The following is a 15385-nucleotide window of genomic DNA, read 5'->3' as shown; positions in this document are numbered from 1 at the left end:
GCAACTAGTAAGTACGCGCTTTCGGCGGGAAGGCTTCACGCAGCTTCGGCGCCATATTCACTTCACGGCGCGTCATGCTCTCGCTATCAGGCAGATACAAGCTGTGGCACAACCAGTTGGCATCATCACGATCCGGGAAGTCGAAGCGGCTATGAGCGCCACGGCTTTCGGTACGATAGTTAGCGGAGACTGCTGTGGCATATGCCGTTTCCATCAGGTTATCCAGCTCCAGGCACTCAACGCGCTGGGTGTTAAAGTCGCTGGAACGGTCATCCAGACGCGCATTTTTCAGGCGCTCGCGCAGCAGTTTCAGCTCCTGCAGACCTTTGGCCATCGCATCGCCTTCACGGAATACCGAGAAGTTGTTCTGCATACAGGCCTGCAACGCTTTGCGCAGCTCCGCCGGATCTTCGCCAGTAACATTATTGTTCCAGCGATTGAGGCGCGCCAGTGAAGCGTCGATTTCCGCTTCGCTGGCATCACGCAGTTCACCCTGCTGCTCAATCGATTCCTGCAGATGCAGACCCGCAGCACGACCAAACACCACCAGATCCAGCAGCGAGTTGCCGCCCAGACGGTTAGCGCCATGTACTGATACGCAGGCGATTTCACCGACGGCAAACAGACCCGGCACCACCACATCGTCGCCCTGCTCATTGACCGTCAGCGCCTGACCGGTCACACGGGTCGGAATGCCGCCCATCATATAGTGACAGGTCGGGATCACCGGAATCGGCTCTTTCACCGGATCGACGTGCGCAAAAGTACGCGACAGCTCCAGAATGCCCGGCAGACGCGATTCCAGCACCTCTTTACCTAAATGATCGAGTTTCAGTTTCGCGTGCGGACCCCATGGGCCATCACAGCCACGCCCTTCACGGATTTCGATCATAATCGAACGCGCCACCACGTCACGACCGGCAAGATCTTTGGCATTCGGGGCGTAACGCTCCATAAAGCGCTCGCCATGCTTATTCAGCAGGTAACCCCCTTCACCACGACAACCTTCCGTGACCAGCACCCCCGCGCCGGCGATACCGGTTGGGTGGAACTGCCACATTTCCATATCCTGCACCGGCACGCCAGCGCGCAGCGCCATACCGACACCGTCACCGGTATTGATATGCGCATTGGTAGTGGACTGATAAATACGACCGGCGCCGCCGGTGGCCAGCACTGTGGCGCGCGCTTTAAAATAGACCACTTCGCCATCTTCGATATTCAGCGCGGTGCAACCGACCACTGCGCCATCGGCGTTTTTCACCAGATCCAGCGCATACCATTCGGAGAAGATAGTGGTTTTGTTTTTCAGGTTCTGCTGATACAGAGTGTGCAGCAAGGCGTGACCGGTACGGTCAGCCGCAGCGGCGGTACGCGCCGCCTGCTCGCCGCCAAAGTTCAGCGACTGGCCGCCGAACGGACGCTGATAAATGCGGCCATCGTCGAGACGGGAAAACGGCAGCCCCATATGCTCCAGTTCCAGAATCGCTTCCGGGCCGGTATTACACATATATTCAATCGCGTCCTGGTCACCGATATAGTCGGAACCTTTGACGGTATCGTACATATGCCATTCCCAGTTATCTTCATGGGTGTTACCCAGCGCAACGGTAATCCCCCCCTGCGCAGACACGGTATGGGAACGGGTAGGAAAAACTTTTGACAACAGGGCACAGGTTTTGCCCGATTGGGAAATCTGCAGCGCAGCACGCATGCCTGCACCGCCAGCGCCGATCACAACGGCGTCAAATTCTCTGACTGGCAATTTCATTAAGCACCCCACACCACAACAGTTCCATAAAATGCATACACCAACAACGCCAGCACCACCACCAGCTGCAACATCAGTCGCAAGCCAACCGGTTTAACGTAGTCAGTCAGCACCTGCCACATCCCAATCCAGCCATGCACCAGAATGGATAACAGCGTCAGAAGGGTGAACACTTTGGTAAAGGAGGAGGCAAAAAATCCACGCCAGATATCGTAGGTCAGGGTATCTGACACCACGAGGAAACCGAGGATATAAAGCACATAGAGAGTAATAACCATGGCTGCGGCACGTAGCAGCAGCCAGTCATGTATACCATTACGCCCCAGAGCAGAAGCATTGCTTACCATACGAGGACTCCTGCCAGAATTGAAAGCACGACGGTGAGACCAAAAGTTATCTGAGCGGAACGCGTACCAATTTGCAGCGTTTCACCAAGAAAACCAAAATCCATCAGCATATGGCGAATGCCACCGGCAATATGATAAGCCAGTGCAGTTAAAATGCCCCATACGATGAATTTAACAAAAAAGCTGTCCATAACGGCAGATGCCTGCAGGAAGCCTTCGGGTGAGGAGAGAGAGAGACCCAGTAGCCAGAGCAGAATACCGACAGCCACAAAAGTGATCACGCCGGAGACGCGGTGGAGAATGGACGCTATCGCAGTAACGGGAAACCGGATCGTAGTGAGATCCAAGTTGACAGGTCTTTGTTTTTTCACGGTTTTGCCCACACAGCCTTTCTTATTTTGCTTCCTCCGGTCCTGAAGGGGGTCAGACAGCGTTAACAATCGAAAGCACAGCGCCAGGCACTAAAACTGCAACGTCCAGTGTCAAAACGACGCGTATGAAACGCTGGGTGGCTCCTACAGCAGGGTATTCCGGAGACCTGGCCGAAGTATAGGGGGATCACATTCTTATTACAATTCCCCTACAAACTGTTTGGGAACATTTAGGTTGAACAGTGATCAACCTCACGATTTTCACAATTTATACAAATTTAATTATCTGATTTGACAAAAGTTCAACATTCCTGTTACAAACGAACAATTGAAAACCCTATGATGCACAAAAGTTATGGGGATACACTTTCCCCTAAGCGTAAGTTATGTAACATTGATTGGGTGAGCCACCCGAAAGCATCAGGAAATGGTTACGAGAACAATAATGTCCAGACCGGATCTTTAACAACCGTGTAACGCAGCATGTCATGCCTGACGGACCCTCGCTTGTAAGCGCCCATCGCTCTGTACCCTGCAAGATTTACCATGCCACAGAGTCGATAGACTGCATCTCTACGCAAGCAATCCGGGTATGATAGCCAGTCAAGGTGTCAAAGATCCCTACAAATAAGGCGCTAAGGAGACTGTAATGGCTGATAAAAAAGCGACGCTAACCCGAGATGGCGAAGCTCCTATTGAGCTAGACGTGCTGCAAGGTACGCTTGGAGAAGACGAAATTGATATCCGGACCCTGGGTTCGCATGGTCTGTTTACGTTTGACCCGGGCTTTACCTCGACGGCGTCCTGCGAATCCAAAATCACCTTTATTGATGGCGATGAAGGCATTCTGCTGCACCGCGGTTTTCCAATTGACCAACTCGCCCTGCACTCTAATTACCTGGAAGTGTGCTATATCCTGCTGAACGGCGAAGCGCCGACGCAGGCGCAGTTTGATGAATTCCGTACCACCGTCACCCGCCACACCATGATTCATGAGCAGATTAACCGTCTGTTTATGGGCTTCCGTCGCGACTCACACCCAATGGCGGTGATGTGCGGCGTCACCGGCGCGCTGGCGGCATTTTACCACGACTCATTAGATGTCAACATTGAACGCCACCGCGAAATCGCCGCATTCCGTCTGCTGTCGAAAATGCCGACGGTCGCCGCGATGTGTTACAAATATTCGATTGGCCAGCCGTTTGTCTATCCACGTAATGACCTCTCCTACGCGGGTAACTTCCTGAATATGATGTTCTCTACCCCGTGCGAAGAGTACGTGGTCAATCCGGTGCTGGAACGCGCCATGGACCGTATTCTGGTACTGCATGCCGATCACGAACAGAACGCCTCGACCTCAACCGTGCGTACCGCCGGTTCCTCTGGCGCCAATCCTTTTGCCTGTATCGCGGCGGGCATCGCCTCGCTGTGGGGACCGGCGCATGGCGGCGCCAACGAAGCCTGTCTGCGTATGCTGGAAGAGATCAGCAGCGTCGATCATATCCCTGAATTTGTGAAACGTGCGAAAGACAAAAATGACTCTTTCCGTCTGATGGGCTTTGGCCATCGCGTTTACAAAAACTATGATCCGCGCGCCACCGTCATGCGTGAAACCTGCCATGAAGTGCTGAACGAGCTGGGTATGAAAGATGACCTGCTGGAAGTGGCCATGGAGCTGGAGCACATCGCGCTGAACGACCCGTACTTTATCGAGCGTAAACTCTATCCAAACGTCGATTTCTACTCTGGTATTATTCTGAAAGCGATGGGTATTCCGTCGTCGATGTTTACCGTGATCTTCGCTATGGCGCGTACCGTCGGCTGGATTGCACACTGGAAAGAGATGCATGACGACGGCATTAAAATTGCCCGTCCGCGTCAGCTTTATACCGGTTACGATAAGCGTGAATTCGCTTCGCAGCTGAAGCAGGACAACTAATACGGTGATGCAGGGGCAGCGAGAACGCTGCCATCAGGTCAGGGATCAATCCGTAATACGGGCGGCGAGAACGCCGCCCCTACAGATCGGGTGTAGGGGCGGCGTTTTCGTCGCCCTTTTGTATTACACCGCCGGGGTTAAAAACAGCGTCTCGCACTGGCGCGCAATATCCCACAGCTTCTGGCGGATTACCTGCTTCAGCTGCAATACAGACTGCGATTGTGGCCGATCGCGACGACTAATCAGCATGACTTCAAATGGCAACGGCTGCGCAATCGGCAGAATTTTCAGCTGTCCGACATAGCGACAGGCGGTAAACAGATCGACAATCCCCACGCCGCCACCCGCCAGCGTCATATCAGCAATCACCGAATAGGTTTTAATCGACAGCGACACCGCCGGTTGCAGCGCTTTGTCACGCAGCGCGCGATGCAACACACGCCCCAGCGGATCCTGCTGCTGCATCATTAACAGGTTGTTCTGACACAGCCACTCCAGCGTCACCGCGCCGTTTTGCGGGCTGTTCAGCGGCAATAATGCCACCATCGACGACTGAAACAGTGGCTCCGCCAGTAAATCAGCGTGCACCTGCTGACCAAAGGCCAGCGCAAAATCGAGCTCGTCGTTTAGCAGACTGTGGCACAAGGCGCTGAAATGCTCGGTCACCAGTTCCACATTTACCGACGAAGCCTGCTGACGATAAGCTACCAGCGCCGGCGCCAGCACCATCTGGCCAAAGGCGTGCGCAGCGCCGAGACGCACGATCTGCCCTTCGCCGCGCCGTAGCTGATCGGTAAGCTGACTGATAACTTGCAGACGCTGATACAGCTCATCCACTTCCGGCAGCAGCCGGCGTCCTTCGGCAGTAACCACCATCCCCTGCACACGGCGCTCAAACAGCGCAAAGCCCAGCTGCTGCTCAGCGTGATTCAGCACGCGACTGACATTCGGTTGTGACACATTTAACAAGCGCGCCGCGCCGCTGATGGTGCCGCTCTGCACAATGGCCTGAAAAACTTCGATATGACGCAATCGCATGAGTTTATGGCTCGCTTAACTAATCCTGAGCATAAGCAATGCAAGGATAGTGCCGAACCCGCATCCGTCTGGTGTTTATTCCCCCCAGCTGGCTTCCAGCACTCTTATCCAGTTGCGGTAACAGATCTTCTCCAGCAACGCGCGGTCGTAACCACGTTGCGCCAGCGCCTTCACTAACAGCGGCAGACCGGCGACATCTTTCATATCCGGTGGAATCGTGGTGCCGTCGAAATCGGAACCAAAGCCGACGCCATCTTCGCCCACTTTTTCCAGCAGATAATCGACATGGCGTACGATCTCATTAACGGTGGCATCAGGACTCTTTTTGCCATCTTCACGCAGGAACATGGTGCCAAAATTCACCCCGACAAAGCCGTTGCTCTCGCGGATAGCCGCCAGCTGCTTATCGGTAAGATTGCGCGACTGCGCGCAGAGCGCATGGGCATTGGAGTGGCTGGCCACCAGCGGCGCGTCGGAGATGGCGGCGGTTTGCCAGAAGCCCTTCTCATCCATATGCGACAGATCAACCATAATGCGCAGCTGGTTGCAGGCGCGCACCAGACGTAATCCGGCCTCCGTCAGACCCGCGCCAATATCGGGTGATGAGGGGAAGCGGAACGGCACGCCATCGCCAAAAATATTCGGACGGCTCCACAACGGGCCAAGGGTGCGCAGCCCGGCAGCGTATAACACCTCCAGCAACTCAAGATCGGCATCCAGCGCCTCTGCACCTTCAATGTGCATCACCATCGCCAGGACTTTGTTCTCAATACTGTGACGAATATCCGCAGCGGTGCGGCAGATTTTCGCCTGGCCATTAGAATTTTTTTCAATGCGAATTAAGGTATTGAGCAGCGAAAAAGTGATATTGCGCGCTTCTTCAATTGAAGGCGTTTCAGGCACATCGCTGAAATTTAACTTGCCTGGCACACTTCTTGCCTTAACTCCCCCCGTTGGGACATAAGTCGCAAAAAGACCACCGGCCATACCGCCCTGTCTGATACGCGGTAAATCCATCTGACCCGCGGCAGGACCATTAAGAAAAGCACCAACCGGATCGGCAGCGTGTGAGCGCCACAGGCGCAGCAGCACATCATTGTGACCGTCAAAAACCGGCACAAGGTCGGCGTCAGAAAATAGCGTATCAGACATAAATTGAAGTCCCGTAAACGGATAAGCGGTAGAAGACGATGCATCATAAAAGCGCAGACGCACAGGCGCTTGCACTGAAAAGAGGCATCTTTTTGTCGCCGGAGAAAATAAGTTGCTCCTGACAATATTAACCACCGCCTTTTAACAGAAGTCAAGGCGAAAACAACACTTAAACTTAAAAATAATATTAAATATCAACCAGTTGGAGAAATCATGGTTACCAGAAGACGTTTTCTTGCAGGATGCTCAGCGGTTCCGTTTCTTTCTTATCTTAGCCTGAACAGCAGCAGCGCCTTTGCCGCCACCCCGGCCAGCATGCTGGTGATGGCGATGCAGATCGACAATATGACCAGTCTGGATCCGGCAGAAAGCTTTGAGGCGATTGGCTCTGAAGTGACGGGCAACCTCTATCAACGGCTGGTAATGCCAAACCCGGAAAAACCCAGTGAAATCCGCGGCGAGCTGGCAAAAAGCTGGGAAGTCAGCAGCGACGGCAAGACCTTTACTTTCCATCTCGACCCGTCGGTGAAATTCTCCGATGGCAGCCCGCTGACCGCTGAAGATGCCGCCTTCTCTTTGCAGCGCGTCGTTAAACTGGATAAAAGCCCGGCGTTTATTATCAACCAGTTCGGTTTTACCAAAGATAACGTTGAGCAGATGATTGTGGCGAAAGACGCCCAAACGCTGGTGCTGAACCTCGCCGAACCGGCAGCAGAAACCTTCCTGCTGTATTGCCTGTCGGCGCCGGTAGGTAGCATCGTGCAGAAAAAAGCGGCGCTAGCCAATCAGCAAACCGGCGATCTGGGTAATGGCTGGATGAAACAGCAGAGCGCCGGTTCCGGCCCGTTCACCCTGCGCGCATGGAAAGCCAGTGAAAGCATTATTCTCGAGAAAAACCCGCATAACCCGTCGAAAACCAGCACCAAACGCGTAATTATCAAACATATCGTCGATCCTTCCGCTCAGCTGCTGATGCTGCAGAAAGGCGATGTCGATATCGCGCGCGATCTGACCACCGAACAGCTGAAACCGTTGCAGGGTGATAAAAACTTCAACGTCTATAAGACGGATGTTTCCACCATCATGCTGATGTCATGCAATACCACTAATGAGCATCTGCAAAAGCCACAGGTGTGGCAGGCGCTGAAGTGGGCTATCGACTACAACAGCATCCAGCAAAATATTCTGCCGCTGACGCATAAAGTGCATCAGAGCTTCCTGCCTTCCGGCTTCCCGGCGGCGCTGGACGATCAGCCGTTTAAAGTCGATGTCGCCAAAGCCAAGGCGCTGCTGGCGGAAGCGGGCTATGCGGATGGCTTTGAAATCACCCTCGATCACTACTCGGCGCAGCCTTACCCGGATATCGCGCAGGCGCTGCAAACCCAGCTGGGCGCAGTGGGCATCAAAGTGTCGCTGATCTCTTCTGAAAACCGTCAGGTGCTGACCAAAATGCGCGCCCGTACCCATCAGCTGGCGCTGACTGCCTGGGGCGCGGACTATTTCGATCCTAACTCCAACACCGAAGCGTTCTGCGTTAATACCGACAACAGCAGCGGTGCGCGTAACCGTACGCTCGCCTGGCGTTGCGGCTGGTCTGACGATGCATTTAACAAAATGACCGTCGCCGCGTTGCATGAAGCCGATCCGGCGAAGCGTATCGCTTTGTATGAGCAGATTCAGCGCGAACACCGTGAAAAAAGTCCGTTTATTGAGATGATGCAGGATATGAAAAACATCGCCTGCGGTAAAAACATCACCGGCGTGCATATGACTGTACTGCGCGACAACCCGTTTGAGCAGGTGAAAAAAGCGTAATGTCGTCGTTTAAACGTTTACTCAGCACGCTGAGCAGCCTGGTGCTGACGCTGTTTGGTTTGTCAGTGTTAACGTTCTTTATTGGTCGGGTCATGCCGACCGATCCGGTACTGGCTGCGGTGGGTGATAACGCACCGCAGTCGGTCGTAGAACGTGTCAGACAAGAAATGGGGCTGGATCAGCCCCTGTACATGCAATTTGGCCACTATCTCAATCAACTGCTGCACGGCGATTTAGGTCGTTCAGTGCTGACCCATAACGAAGTGACCACTGATATCGCCCGTTTCTTCCCGGCGACGCTGGAACTGGCGACGGCGGCGATTATTATTGCGGCGATTGTTGGCATTCCACTCGGCGTCTGGGCGGCGGTGCGTCAGGGCAAAACCCTCGATCAGGTTATCCGCGTGGTCTGTCTTGCCGGACACTCACTGCCGGTCTTTGTGCTGGCGCTGCTGAGCCTGCTGATCTTCTATGCGGTACTCGGCATCGCCCCAGGTCCGGGACGTCAGGATATTATCTTCCAGGATATGGTGCCGCAGGTCACTGGCCTGCTGACCGTCGATTCACTGCTGGCCGGGGATTATGACGCTTTCCGCGATGCGCTGGCGCATATGGCGCAGCCAGTATTGATCCTTGCCTACTTCAGCATGGCCTATATCACGCGTATGACGCGCACCTTTATGCTGAATGCCCTGAGCGGCGAATTTGTGATTACCGCACGGGCGAAAGGGCTGTCATCGCGACGGGTGATCTGGCGTCACGCCTTCCCTACCGTGGCGGTGCAGCTGGTCACGGTGCTGGCGCTGACTTACGCCGGGCTACTGGAAGGCGCGGTGGTAACGGAAAATGTCTTTGCCTGGCCGGGGCTCGGTCAATACCTCACCACTTCACTGATGAATGCTGATATGAATCCGGTGGTTGGCGCTACGCTGCTGGTCGGGGCGACCTACGTCCTGCTGAACCAGCTCGCCGACCTCCTCTACCGACTTTGGGATCCGCGCGTAAAATGAAATCTCTGACAAGAGCATGGTTGCTCGATGAAACTCCCGCCACCCGCCGTCAGGCGGTGTGGGGCCGACGCTATCGTTTATGGCTTGGCCTGCGCGAAAACCCGCTGGCGATGTCCGGGCTGCTGGTGATTCTGGCGGTGCTGCTGCTGTCGCTGCTCGCCCCGCTGCTGACGCCTTACACGCCAGGCAGCCAGGATCTGACCAACCGCCTTGCCGCACCCTCTCTGCAGCACTGGCTGGGCACCGATGAGCTGGGACGCGACGTCTGGACGCGGATTATCTTTGGCGGACGCACCACGCTGGGCATGGTAATTGCCGTGGTGCTGCTGACCGCGCCGCTGGGCCTGCTGATTGGCTGTATTGCCGGTTATGTCGGCGGCTGGTTAGACAAAACCCTGATGCGTCTGACCGATATTTTCCTCGCCTTCCCGCGACTGATTCTGGCGCTGGCGTTTGTCGCCGCGCTGAAACCGGGCGTGGAAAGTGCGGTGCTGGCGATTGCGCTGACAGCCTGGCCGCCCTACGCCCGGCTGGCGCGCGCCGAAACCCTGCAGTTTCGAAACAGTGATTTTATCGCCGCCAGCCGTATCACCGGCGCGTCACCGCTGCGTATTATTTTGCGCCATGTGATGCCACTGTGTGTGCCGAGCCTGATTGTGCGCGTCACGCTGGATATGAGCTCAATTATTATTACCGCCGCCAGCCTTGGCTTCCTCGGCATGGGCGCGCAGCCACCGTCACCGGAATGGGGCACCATGATTGCCACCGCCCGTCGCTTCCTGTTTAGCGAATGGTGGGTGCCACTGATGCCCTGTATCGCGATATTCCTCACTTCACTGGCGTTCAACTTCCTTGGCGATGGCCTGCGGGACGTCCTCGATCCTAAGGAGCGCTAGATGCTGGTCGAAATTGAAAACCTGCGCATTACCTTTACCAGCCGCACCGAGAGTTTCGAGGCTGTTCGCGGTGTCTCCATCAGCGTCGGCAAAGAGAAGTTCGCCATTGTCGGCGAAAGTGGCTCCGGCAAATCACTGACCGCGCGTAGTCTGATGCAGTTGCTACCCGGCAACGCCCGGGTGCAGGCCGACAAGCTAAGCTTTGACGGCATCGATTTACGCGGCGCCAGCGAGAAAACCCTGCGCAAAATTCGTGGCAAACGCGTCGGCTTTATTTTGCAGGATCCGAAATACTCACTTAATCCGGTAATGACCATCGGCCAGCAGATTGCCGAAGCCTGGCGCGAGCATAAAGGCGGCAGCAAAAAAGCGGCGATGGCGGCGGCGATTGATCTGCTTCAGCAGGTGAAAATCCGCGATCCGGAACGGGTGGCAAAACGCTATCCACATGAAGTCTCCGGCGGCATGGGTCAGCGTGTGATGATCGCCATGATGCTGGCGCCGGATCCGGAACTGCTGATTGCCGATGAACCGACCAGTGCGCTGGATGCCACCGTGCAGGCGGAAATCCTGAAGCTGATTGATGAACTGGTGTCACAGCGCGGTATGGGACTGATTTTGATCAGCCACGATCTGCCACTGGTTTCCCACTTCTGCGACCGTGTGGCGGTGATGTATGCCGGACGGATTGTCGAAATGCTGGACGCGGGCCAGCTGCAACAGGCGCAACATCCTTACACCAAAGGTTTACTTGCCTGCCTGCCCTCACTGCGCCATCCACGCGATCGGCTGCCGGTGATGAAACGTGAAGCTGCATGGCGGGAAGAAATATGATTGATATCGATAAATTACATATCGCCTTTGGCTCGCATAAAGTGGTTAAAGGCGTCAGTTTTCAGGTTGGTAATGGCGAAAGCTTCGGCATCGTCGGCGAGAGCGGATCGGGCAAATCCACTATTCTGCGCGTACTGGCCGGGCTGAATAATGAGTGGCAGGGCAAGGTGGAATTTGGCGGTACGCAGCTCACCGCCCATCGTGGCCGCAACTTCTTCCGTCAGGTGCAGATGGTATTCCAGGATCCCTATGGCTCGCTGCATCCACGCCAGACTATCGACCGCATTTTGCATGAGCCGCTGCTGGTGCACCGCCTCGATCGCGCCGAACAGCGCATCGCGACAGCATTACAGGAAGTCGGTCTGCCTGCCGCGGTACGTTTTCGTTATCCGCATCAGCTTTCCGGTGGACAGCGTCAGCGCGTGGCGATTGCGCGCGCGATGATTGCCGAACCGGAAGTATTATTGCTGGATGAACCGACCTCGGCGCTGGACGTTTCGGTACAGGCGGAAATTCTGAATTTGCTTAGCGATCTGCGGGAAGAGCGTAAGCTCACCTATATTATGGTGACCCATAATCTGGCGGTAGTGACCCATCTCTGCCAGCGCATCGGCGTCATGCAGCATGGACAGATGGTGGAGCAGCTCAGCTCTGACGATCTGCGTGCGCGGCGCATTCAGCATCCGCACACCGCAGAACTGTTCGACTTAAGTATCACTCTTGAGGAACCCGCATGAAGCTAAACTGGCAACATGCCAGCGATATTGCCGCCCAACTGGCCGCCAGCTGGAACCAGCCCGGCGCACCGGGTGGCGCTGTCACCCTGTTTGATGGTGAAAAGATCCACGCCACCCACGCCGGTGGCCTCGCGGATCTCGCGCAGCAGACGCCCTTCAGCGCCGACAGCGTGGTGCGTTTCGCCTCAGTGACTAAACATCTGTTCGCCACCATGGTCACCGGTCCGGCCAGCGACCGGCTGAATTTGCAGGACAGTCTGGCGCAGCATCTGCCGCAGCTGACTGGCGATGCAGGCAAGGTCACCGTCGGCCAGGCGCTGGATATGACCTCTGGTCTGCCGGACGTACGTGAAACCCTGTCGCTGCTCGGTTTGTCGGTGTATAACGCCACCAGCGCCGCCTCATTACTGGATTTTGTCGCCAGCAATGGCGACCTGAGCTATCCCTGCGGCAGCGAAGTCTCCTACTCCAATACCGGCTATCGCCTGGTGGAAGAGGCGCTGAAAGCCAAAGGGGTACTGTTTAACGATCTGCTGCAACAGCATATCTGCCAGCCGCTGGATATTCGCCTGATTGCGCCGGAAAGCTGGTTTGATATTGTGCCGGGCCTGGTCCCAGGTTACTGGCGCCAGGGCAGTCAGTGGCAGCTGGCCAGCGCCGGACTGCATCTCTCAGCATCCGGTAGCGTCACCGGCAGCGCTAACCATCTCAGCCGCTGGTTACAGTCGGTACTGGCGGATCAGGGACCGGGCGCAGGCGTACTGGCGCGCCTGAGTGCACCGCGCTACTTAGCCGATGGCCGTGAAAGCGGTTATGGCCTTGGTGTGGCGCATTCGCAGATTGGCGCCCACCGGCTGGTGGGTCACGGCGGTTCCCATGCCGGTTACAAAAGCTATTTCCTGCTGCATCCTGAACTGAAGGTCGGACTGGCGCTGGTTGCTAACCGCGAAGATGTCACCACCTTTGAAAACGCCTTAAAAATCATGGCGGCGCTGCTGGATGAATCCCTGCCGGAAAAAGGTCATGATCTGCAACCCGGGCTGTATGCGGCGGAAGAAGGCAGCGACTGGCTGGAGATTAACGGGGTGACCGCCACCTGGCTGGGCGCCGGTGAAACCCTGTACCGCAGTAATATACCGGGTGAAGCGGTTTCGTTATCGTCAACTTTTCCGATACGTCTGGCGCATGACGGCGCGGCGATTGCCGGTGAAATTGGTCTGGCGGCACGGCGCTTTGTGCCGGTGGTGGCGGATAACACACTGCAACAGCTGCAGGGCCGCTGGCAGCTGGCGGCATATCGCAGCGTGATTGATATCGACGGCGACAGCTTGCTGATGGGGATTGGTCCGGCATCGATTACCGCCAGCCTGGTATCTCTGGGCAAAGGCCGGGTGCTGGCCACTGCGCAGGATGGTCCATGGGAAAAACGCTTTGTGATCCAGCTGGAAGAGGATGGCATTCGCTTACTGCTGAATCGCAGCCGGATAGTGAAGTATGTGCGTTAGCCCGGATAATGTAGGGGAGCCGTTATCGGCTCCCGCTGCAACCATCGGCACGGGCGGCGAGAACGCCGCCCCTACCAAGCAGAGCGATCTTAGTTCTGCGTTGTCGCCAGATACGAGAACGCGCTAAGCAGACTGACCATCGTCGCCATATTATCCGCGCGATAACCCACCGTAATGGCATCAATCCGCTCTGTGCCGGGTATCAAACAGAACAGATCTCCCAGTACCGGTTTCGCTACCATCAATTCCAGCTGATAAGGCGCCGAAATCCGCGTCGTCGCCACCTGACTTGCCTGACGCACCGCGCTGGCAGCCGCTTCGCGAATTGCCTCGCGCGCCGCCACCGGGCTTAACGATTCGGCGCAAGTCTGGGAAATTGCCCGCTTAACGCCGACGTAATTGACCGACGGATAGTACTGATTGATCCACGTCTGCAAGGTATCGTCACCGCTGACCAGCCACAATGGCGAGCCCTGCTCAGCACCGGCGGCGGCGTAGATATCACTCTCGCCCATCACCTGACCGTTGATTTTTACCCGGTAAAACGCACGCCCGTTGATGGTATGCGCCAGCACGCCAGACTCGCCCGCCGCACTGTGATAACCGATAAACATCATGCCGTCATACTGCTGCTGTTCCAGGCCTTCCACCATCGATAAACCGCGTGGTTTGCCCTGCACCAGTCGCGCACGACTATCAATATTTTCGGCACGCAGATTGGTCATCGCCGCATGACTGTCGGCCACCACCACTTCGCTGGCGCCGCCAGCAAAAGCGCCGTCAATCGCGGCATTCACTTCCTGTTCCATCAGCGCGCGCGCCAGCTGGTACTCGGCGGTGCCCGGGCTGCACTGCTCCGGACGCATTACACCCGCAATGCCTTCAATATCGGCAGAGATAAAAATTTTCATGGTTACTTCCTTCAGCAAAGGCTATCGAGAATCTCGCGTAACGCCGGACGGGAATGCCCCCGGAAACCGGTCACCGCTTCCGCGCTCAATAAGGCATCCAGCACCGCGTGTTCCGTGGCGTCGGCCGCTGCCGCCAGCAGCGGTTCCAGTGCCGCATCCGCCAGCGATGCTGGCTGCGGCTGAGTGGAAAACGCCACGGCGATATCACCGGAACCGTGACCCCAGTAGCTACCCAGACGCCCTAATCCGGCGCCAGCGCGTTTCGCAATACGCTTTAACTGACGCGCATCCAGTGCGGCATCGGTGGCCATAATGATGATGATTGAACCGGCATCACGCTGCGGCGTCAGCTCCGGCAGCAGCGGCTCAATCGCTTCGCCAACGCGCACGCCATCCAGCGTCAGCGCATTTAACGCGCCAAAGTTCGCCAGTACCAGCACGCCGAGGGTGGCATTCAGGGCAGGGATCAGCCGTGAAGCCGTACCAATTCCGCCCTTCAGGCTGAAGCAGCTCATGCCGCGTCCGGCGCCGACGCTGCCGCGGGCAAACTCCGCGTATGCGGTATACAAGGCCTGCTGCGCCATCTCATCGGTGATCGCCAGCGCCTGAATATCATTCAGCCAGCCGTCATTGCACTCCAGCGCCAGCGGATTGACGGTCGGCAAACTGCGGCCCAGTTCCGGATTGCGGCTGATGGCATCACGCACCAGCGCGGTAAACAGCGTGCCGACCGCCAGCGTATTGCTCAGCAGAATCGGCGTCTGCAGCACGCCCAGCTCTTCCAGCTGCACCAGCCCCACTGGTTTGGCAAAACCATTCAGCACCGCCGCAGCACAGGGCAACGGCTGAGTAAACAGGTTATCGCCCGGCGGCACAATCGCGGTCACGCCAGTCTGAATTTCACCGGCATCAAGGGTGCTGTGCCCGACGCGTACCCCCGGCACATCGGCCAGCGTATTACGTGGCCCGCAGGCCATCCGCGGCTGCCCGAGGCTGCGCGTGGCGCGCCAGCGTTGCAGCAGCAAATCGCGCTGCATCTGTTGAAAATCCATCACTTTT

14 protein-coding genes are annotated in these 15385 nt (G+C 56.4%); 7 read left to right on the top strand and 7 right to left on the bottom strand.

Annotation, left to right across the window (positions count from 1 at the left end):
• Positions 1–4 precede the first annotated feature (4 nt).
• The 3 genes from sdhA to sdhC are packed head-to-tail and all read right to left on the bottom strand — an operon-like array spanning position 5 to position 2501.
• Positions 5–1771: a succinate dehydrogenase flavoprotein subunit gene (gene sdhA, locus J2125_RS18195; protein WP_017799195.1), complete on the bottom strand. Its 1767-nt coding sequence runs from the start codon at positions 1769–1771 to the stop codon at positions 5–7.
• A complete protein-coding gene (gene sdhD, locus J2125_RS18190) occupies positions 1771–2118 on the bottom strand; it encodes a succinate dehydrogenase membrane anchor subunit (RefSeq protein ID WP_017799196.1) in 348 nt (115 codons plus the stop codon). The genes sdhA and sdhD overlap by 1 nt, the downstream gene beginning before the upstream one ends.
• Entirely contained in the window at positions 2112–2501 is a 390-nt protein-coding gene (gene sdhC / locus J2125_RS18185; protein ID WP_026111445.1) for a succinate dehydrogenase cytochrome b556 subunit, read from the bottom strand. Before sdhC ends, sdhD begins: the two co-directional genes overlap by 7 nt.
• 637 nt (positions 2502–3138) lie before the next feature.
• Between sdhC and J2125_RS18180 the strand changes: the two genes are divergently transcribed.
• Complete coding sequence (locus J2125_RS18180; protein ID WP_017799198.1) at positions 3139–4428, top strand: citrate synthase; 1290 nt, start codon at positions 3139–3141, stop codon at positions 4426–4428.
• 123 nt (positions 4429–4551) lie between these two features.
• Here the strand turns inward: J2125_RS18180 and J2125_RS18175 are convergent, their stop codons facing one another.
• Positions 4552–5466 carry a LysR family transcriptional regulator gene (locus tag J2125_RS18175; RefSeq protein WP_017799199.1) on the bottom strand — a complete coding sequence of 305 codons (915 nt, stop codon included), beginning with the start codon at positions 5464–5466 and terminating at the stop codon, positions 4552–4554.
• Positions 5467–5541: 75 nt separating this feature from the next.
• On the bottom strand, positions 5542–6618 hold the full coding sequence (locus J2125_RS18170) for a dipeptidase (protein ID WP_017799200.1): 1077 nt from the start codon (positions 6616–6618) through the stop codon (positions 5542–5544).
• 213 nt (positions 6619–6831) lie between these two features.
• On the opposite strand from J2125_RS18170, the gene J2125_RS18165 reads away from it, so the two are divergent.
• Genes J2125_RS18165 through J2125_RS18140 form a run of 6 tightly spaced genes read left to right on the top strand, consistent with a single transcriptional unit; the run spans position 6832 to position 13415 of the window.
• The gene (locus J2125_RS18165; RefSeq protein ID WP_017799201.1) at positions 6832–8433 is read left to right on the top strand and encodes an ABC transporter substrate-binding protein; all 1602 of its coding nucleotides are present in this window, start codon (positions 6832–6834) and stop codon (positions 8431–8433) included.
• Positions 8433–9443 (top strand): ABC transporter permease, encoded by a 1011-nt coding sequence (locus J2125_RS18160; RefSeq protein ID WP_017799202.1) that lies wholly within the window; start codon positions 8433–8435, stop codon positions 9441–9443. Before J2125_RS18165 ends, J2125_RS18160 begins: the two co-directional genes overlap by 1 nt.
• Positions 9440–10339, top strand: a complete 900-nt coding sequence (locus J2125_RS18155) for an ABC transporter permease (RefSeq protein WP_026111446.1) — start codon at positions 9440–9442, stop codon at positions 10337–10339. Before J2125_RS18160 ends, J2125_RS18155 begins: the two co-directional genes overlap by 4 nt.
• Complete coding sequence (locus J2125_RS18150) at positions 10340–11173, top strand: ABC transporter ATP-binding protein (protein ID WP_017799204.1); 834 nt, start codon at positions 10340–10342, stop codon at positions 11171–11173. It abuts the gene before it with no gap.
• The gene (locus J2125_RS18145) at positions 11170–11910 is read left to right on the top strand and encodes an ABC transporter ATP-binding protein (protein ID WP_017799205.1); all 741 of its coding nucleotides are present in this window, start codon (positions 11170–11172) and stop codon (positions 11908–11910) included. The genes J2125_RS18150 and J2125_RS18145 overlap by 4 nt, the downstream gene beginning before the upstream one ends.
• Complete coding sequence (locus J2125_RS18140) at positions 11907–13415, top strand: serine hydrolase domain-containing protein (protein WP_017799206.1); 1509 nt, start codon at positions 11907–11909, stop codon at positions 13413–13415. Before J2125_RS18145 ends, J2125_RS18140 begins: the two co-directional genes overlap by 4 nt.
• An 89-nt stretch (positions 13416–13504) precedes the next feature.
• Here J2125_RS18140 and J2125_RS18135 read toward each other — a convergent pair whose 3' ends face one another.
• Complete coding sequence (locus J2125_RS18135) at positions 13505–14326, bottom strand: M55 family metallopeptidase (protein WP_017799207.1); 822 nt, start codon at positions 14324–14326, stop codon at positions 13505–13507.
• Between the two features lie 11 nt (positions 14327–14337).
• On the bottom strand, positions 14338–15378 hold the full coding sequence (locus tag J2125_RS18130) for a DmpA family aminopeptidase (protein ID WP_209499517.1): 1041 nt from the start codon (positions 15376–15378) through the stop codon (positions 14338–14340).
• Positions 15379–15385 lie beyond the last annotated feature (7 nt).

The sequence above is a fragment of the Winslowiella toletana genome (assembly GCF_017875465.1).
GTDB classification, from domain to species: domain Bacteria; phylum Pseudomonadota; class Gammaproteobacteria; order Enterobacterales; family Enterobacteriaceae; genus Erwinia; species Erwinia toletana.
Note: the sequence above shows the minus strand (reverse complement) of the source record. Positions and strands in the feature narration are given on the sequence as shown.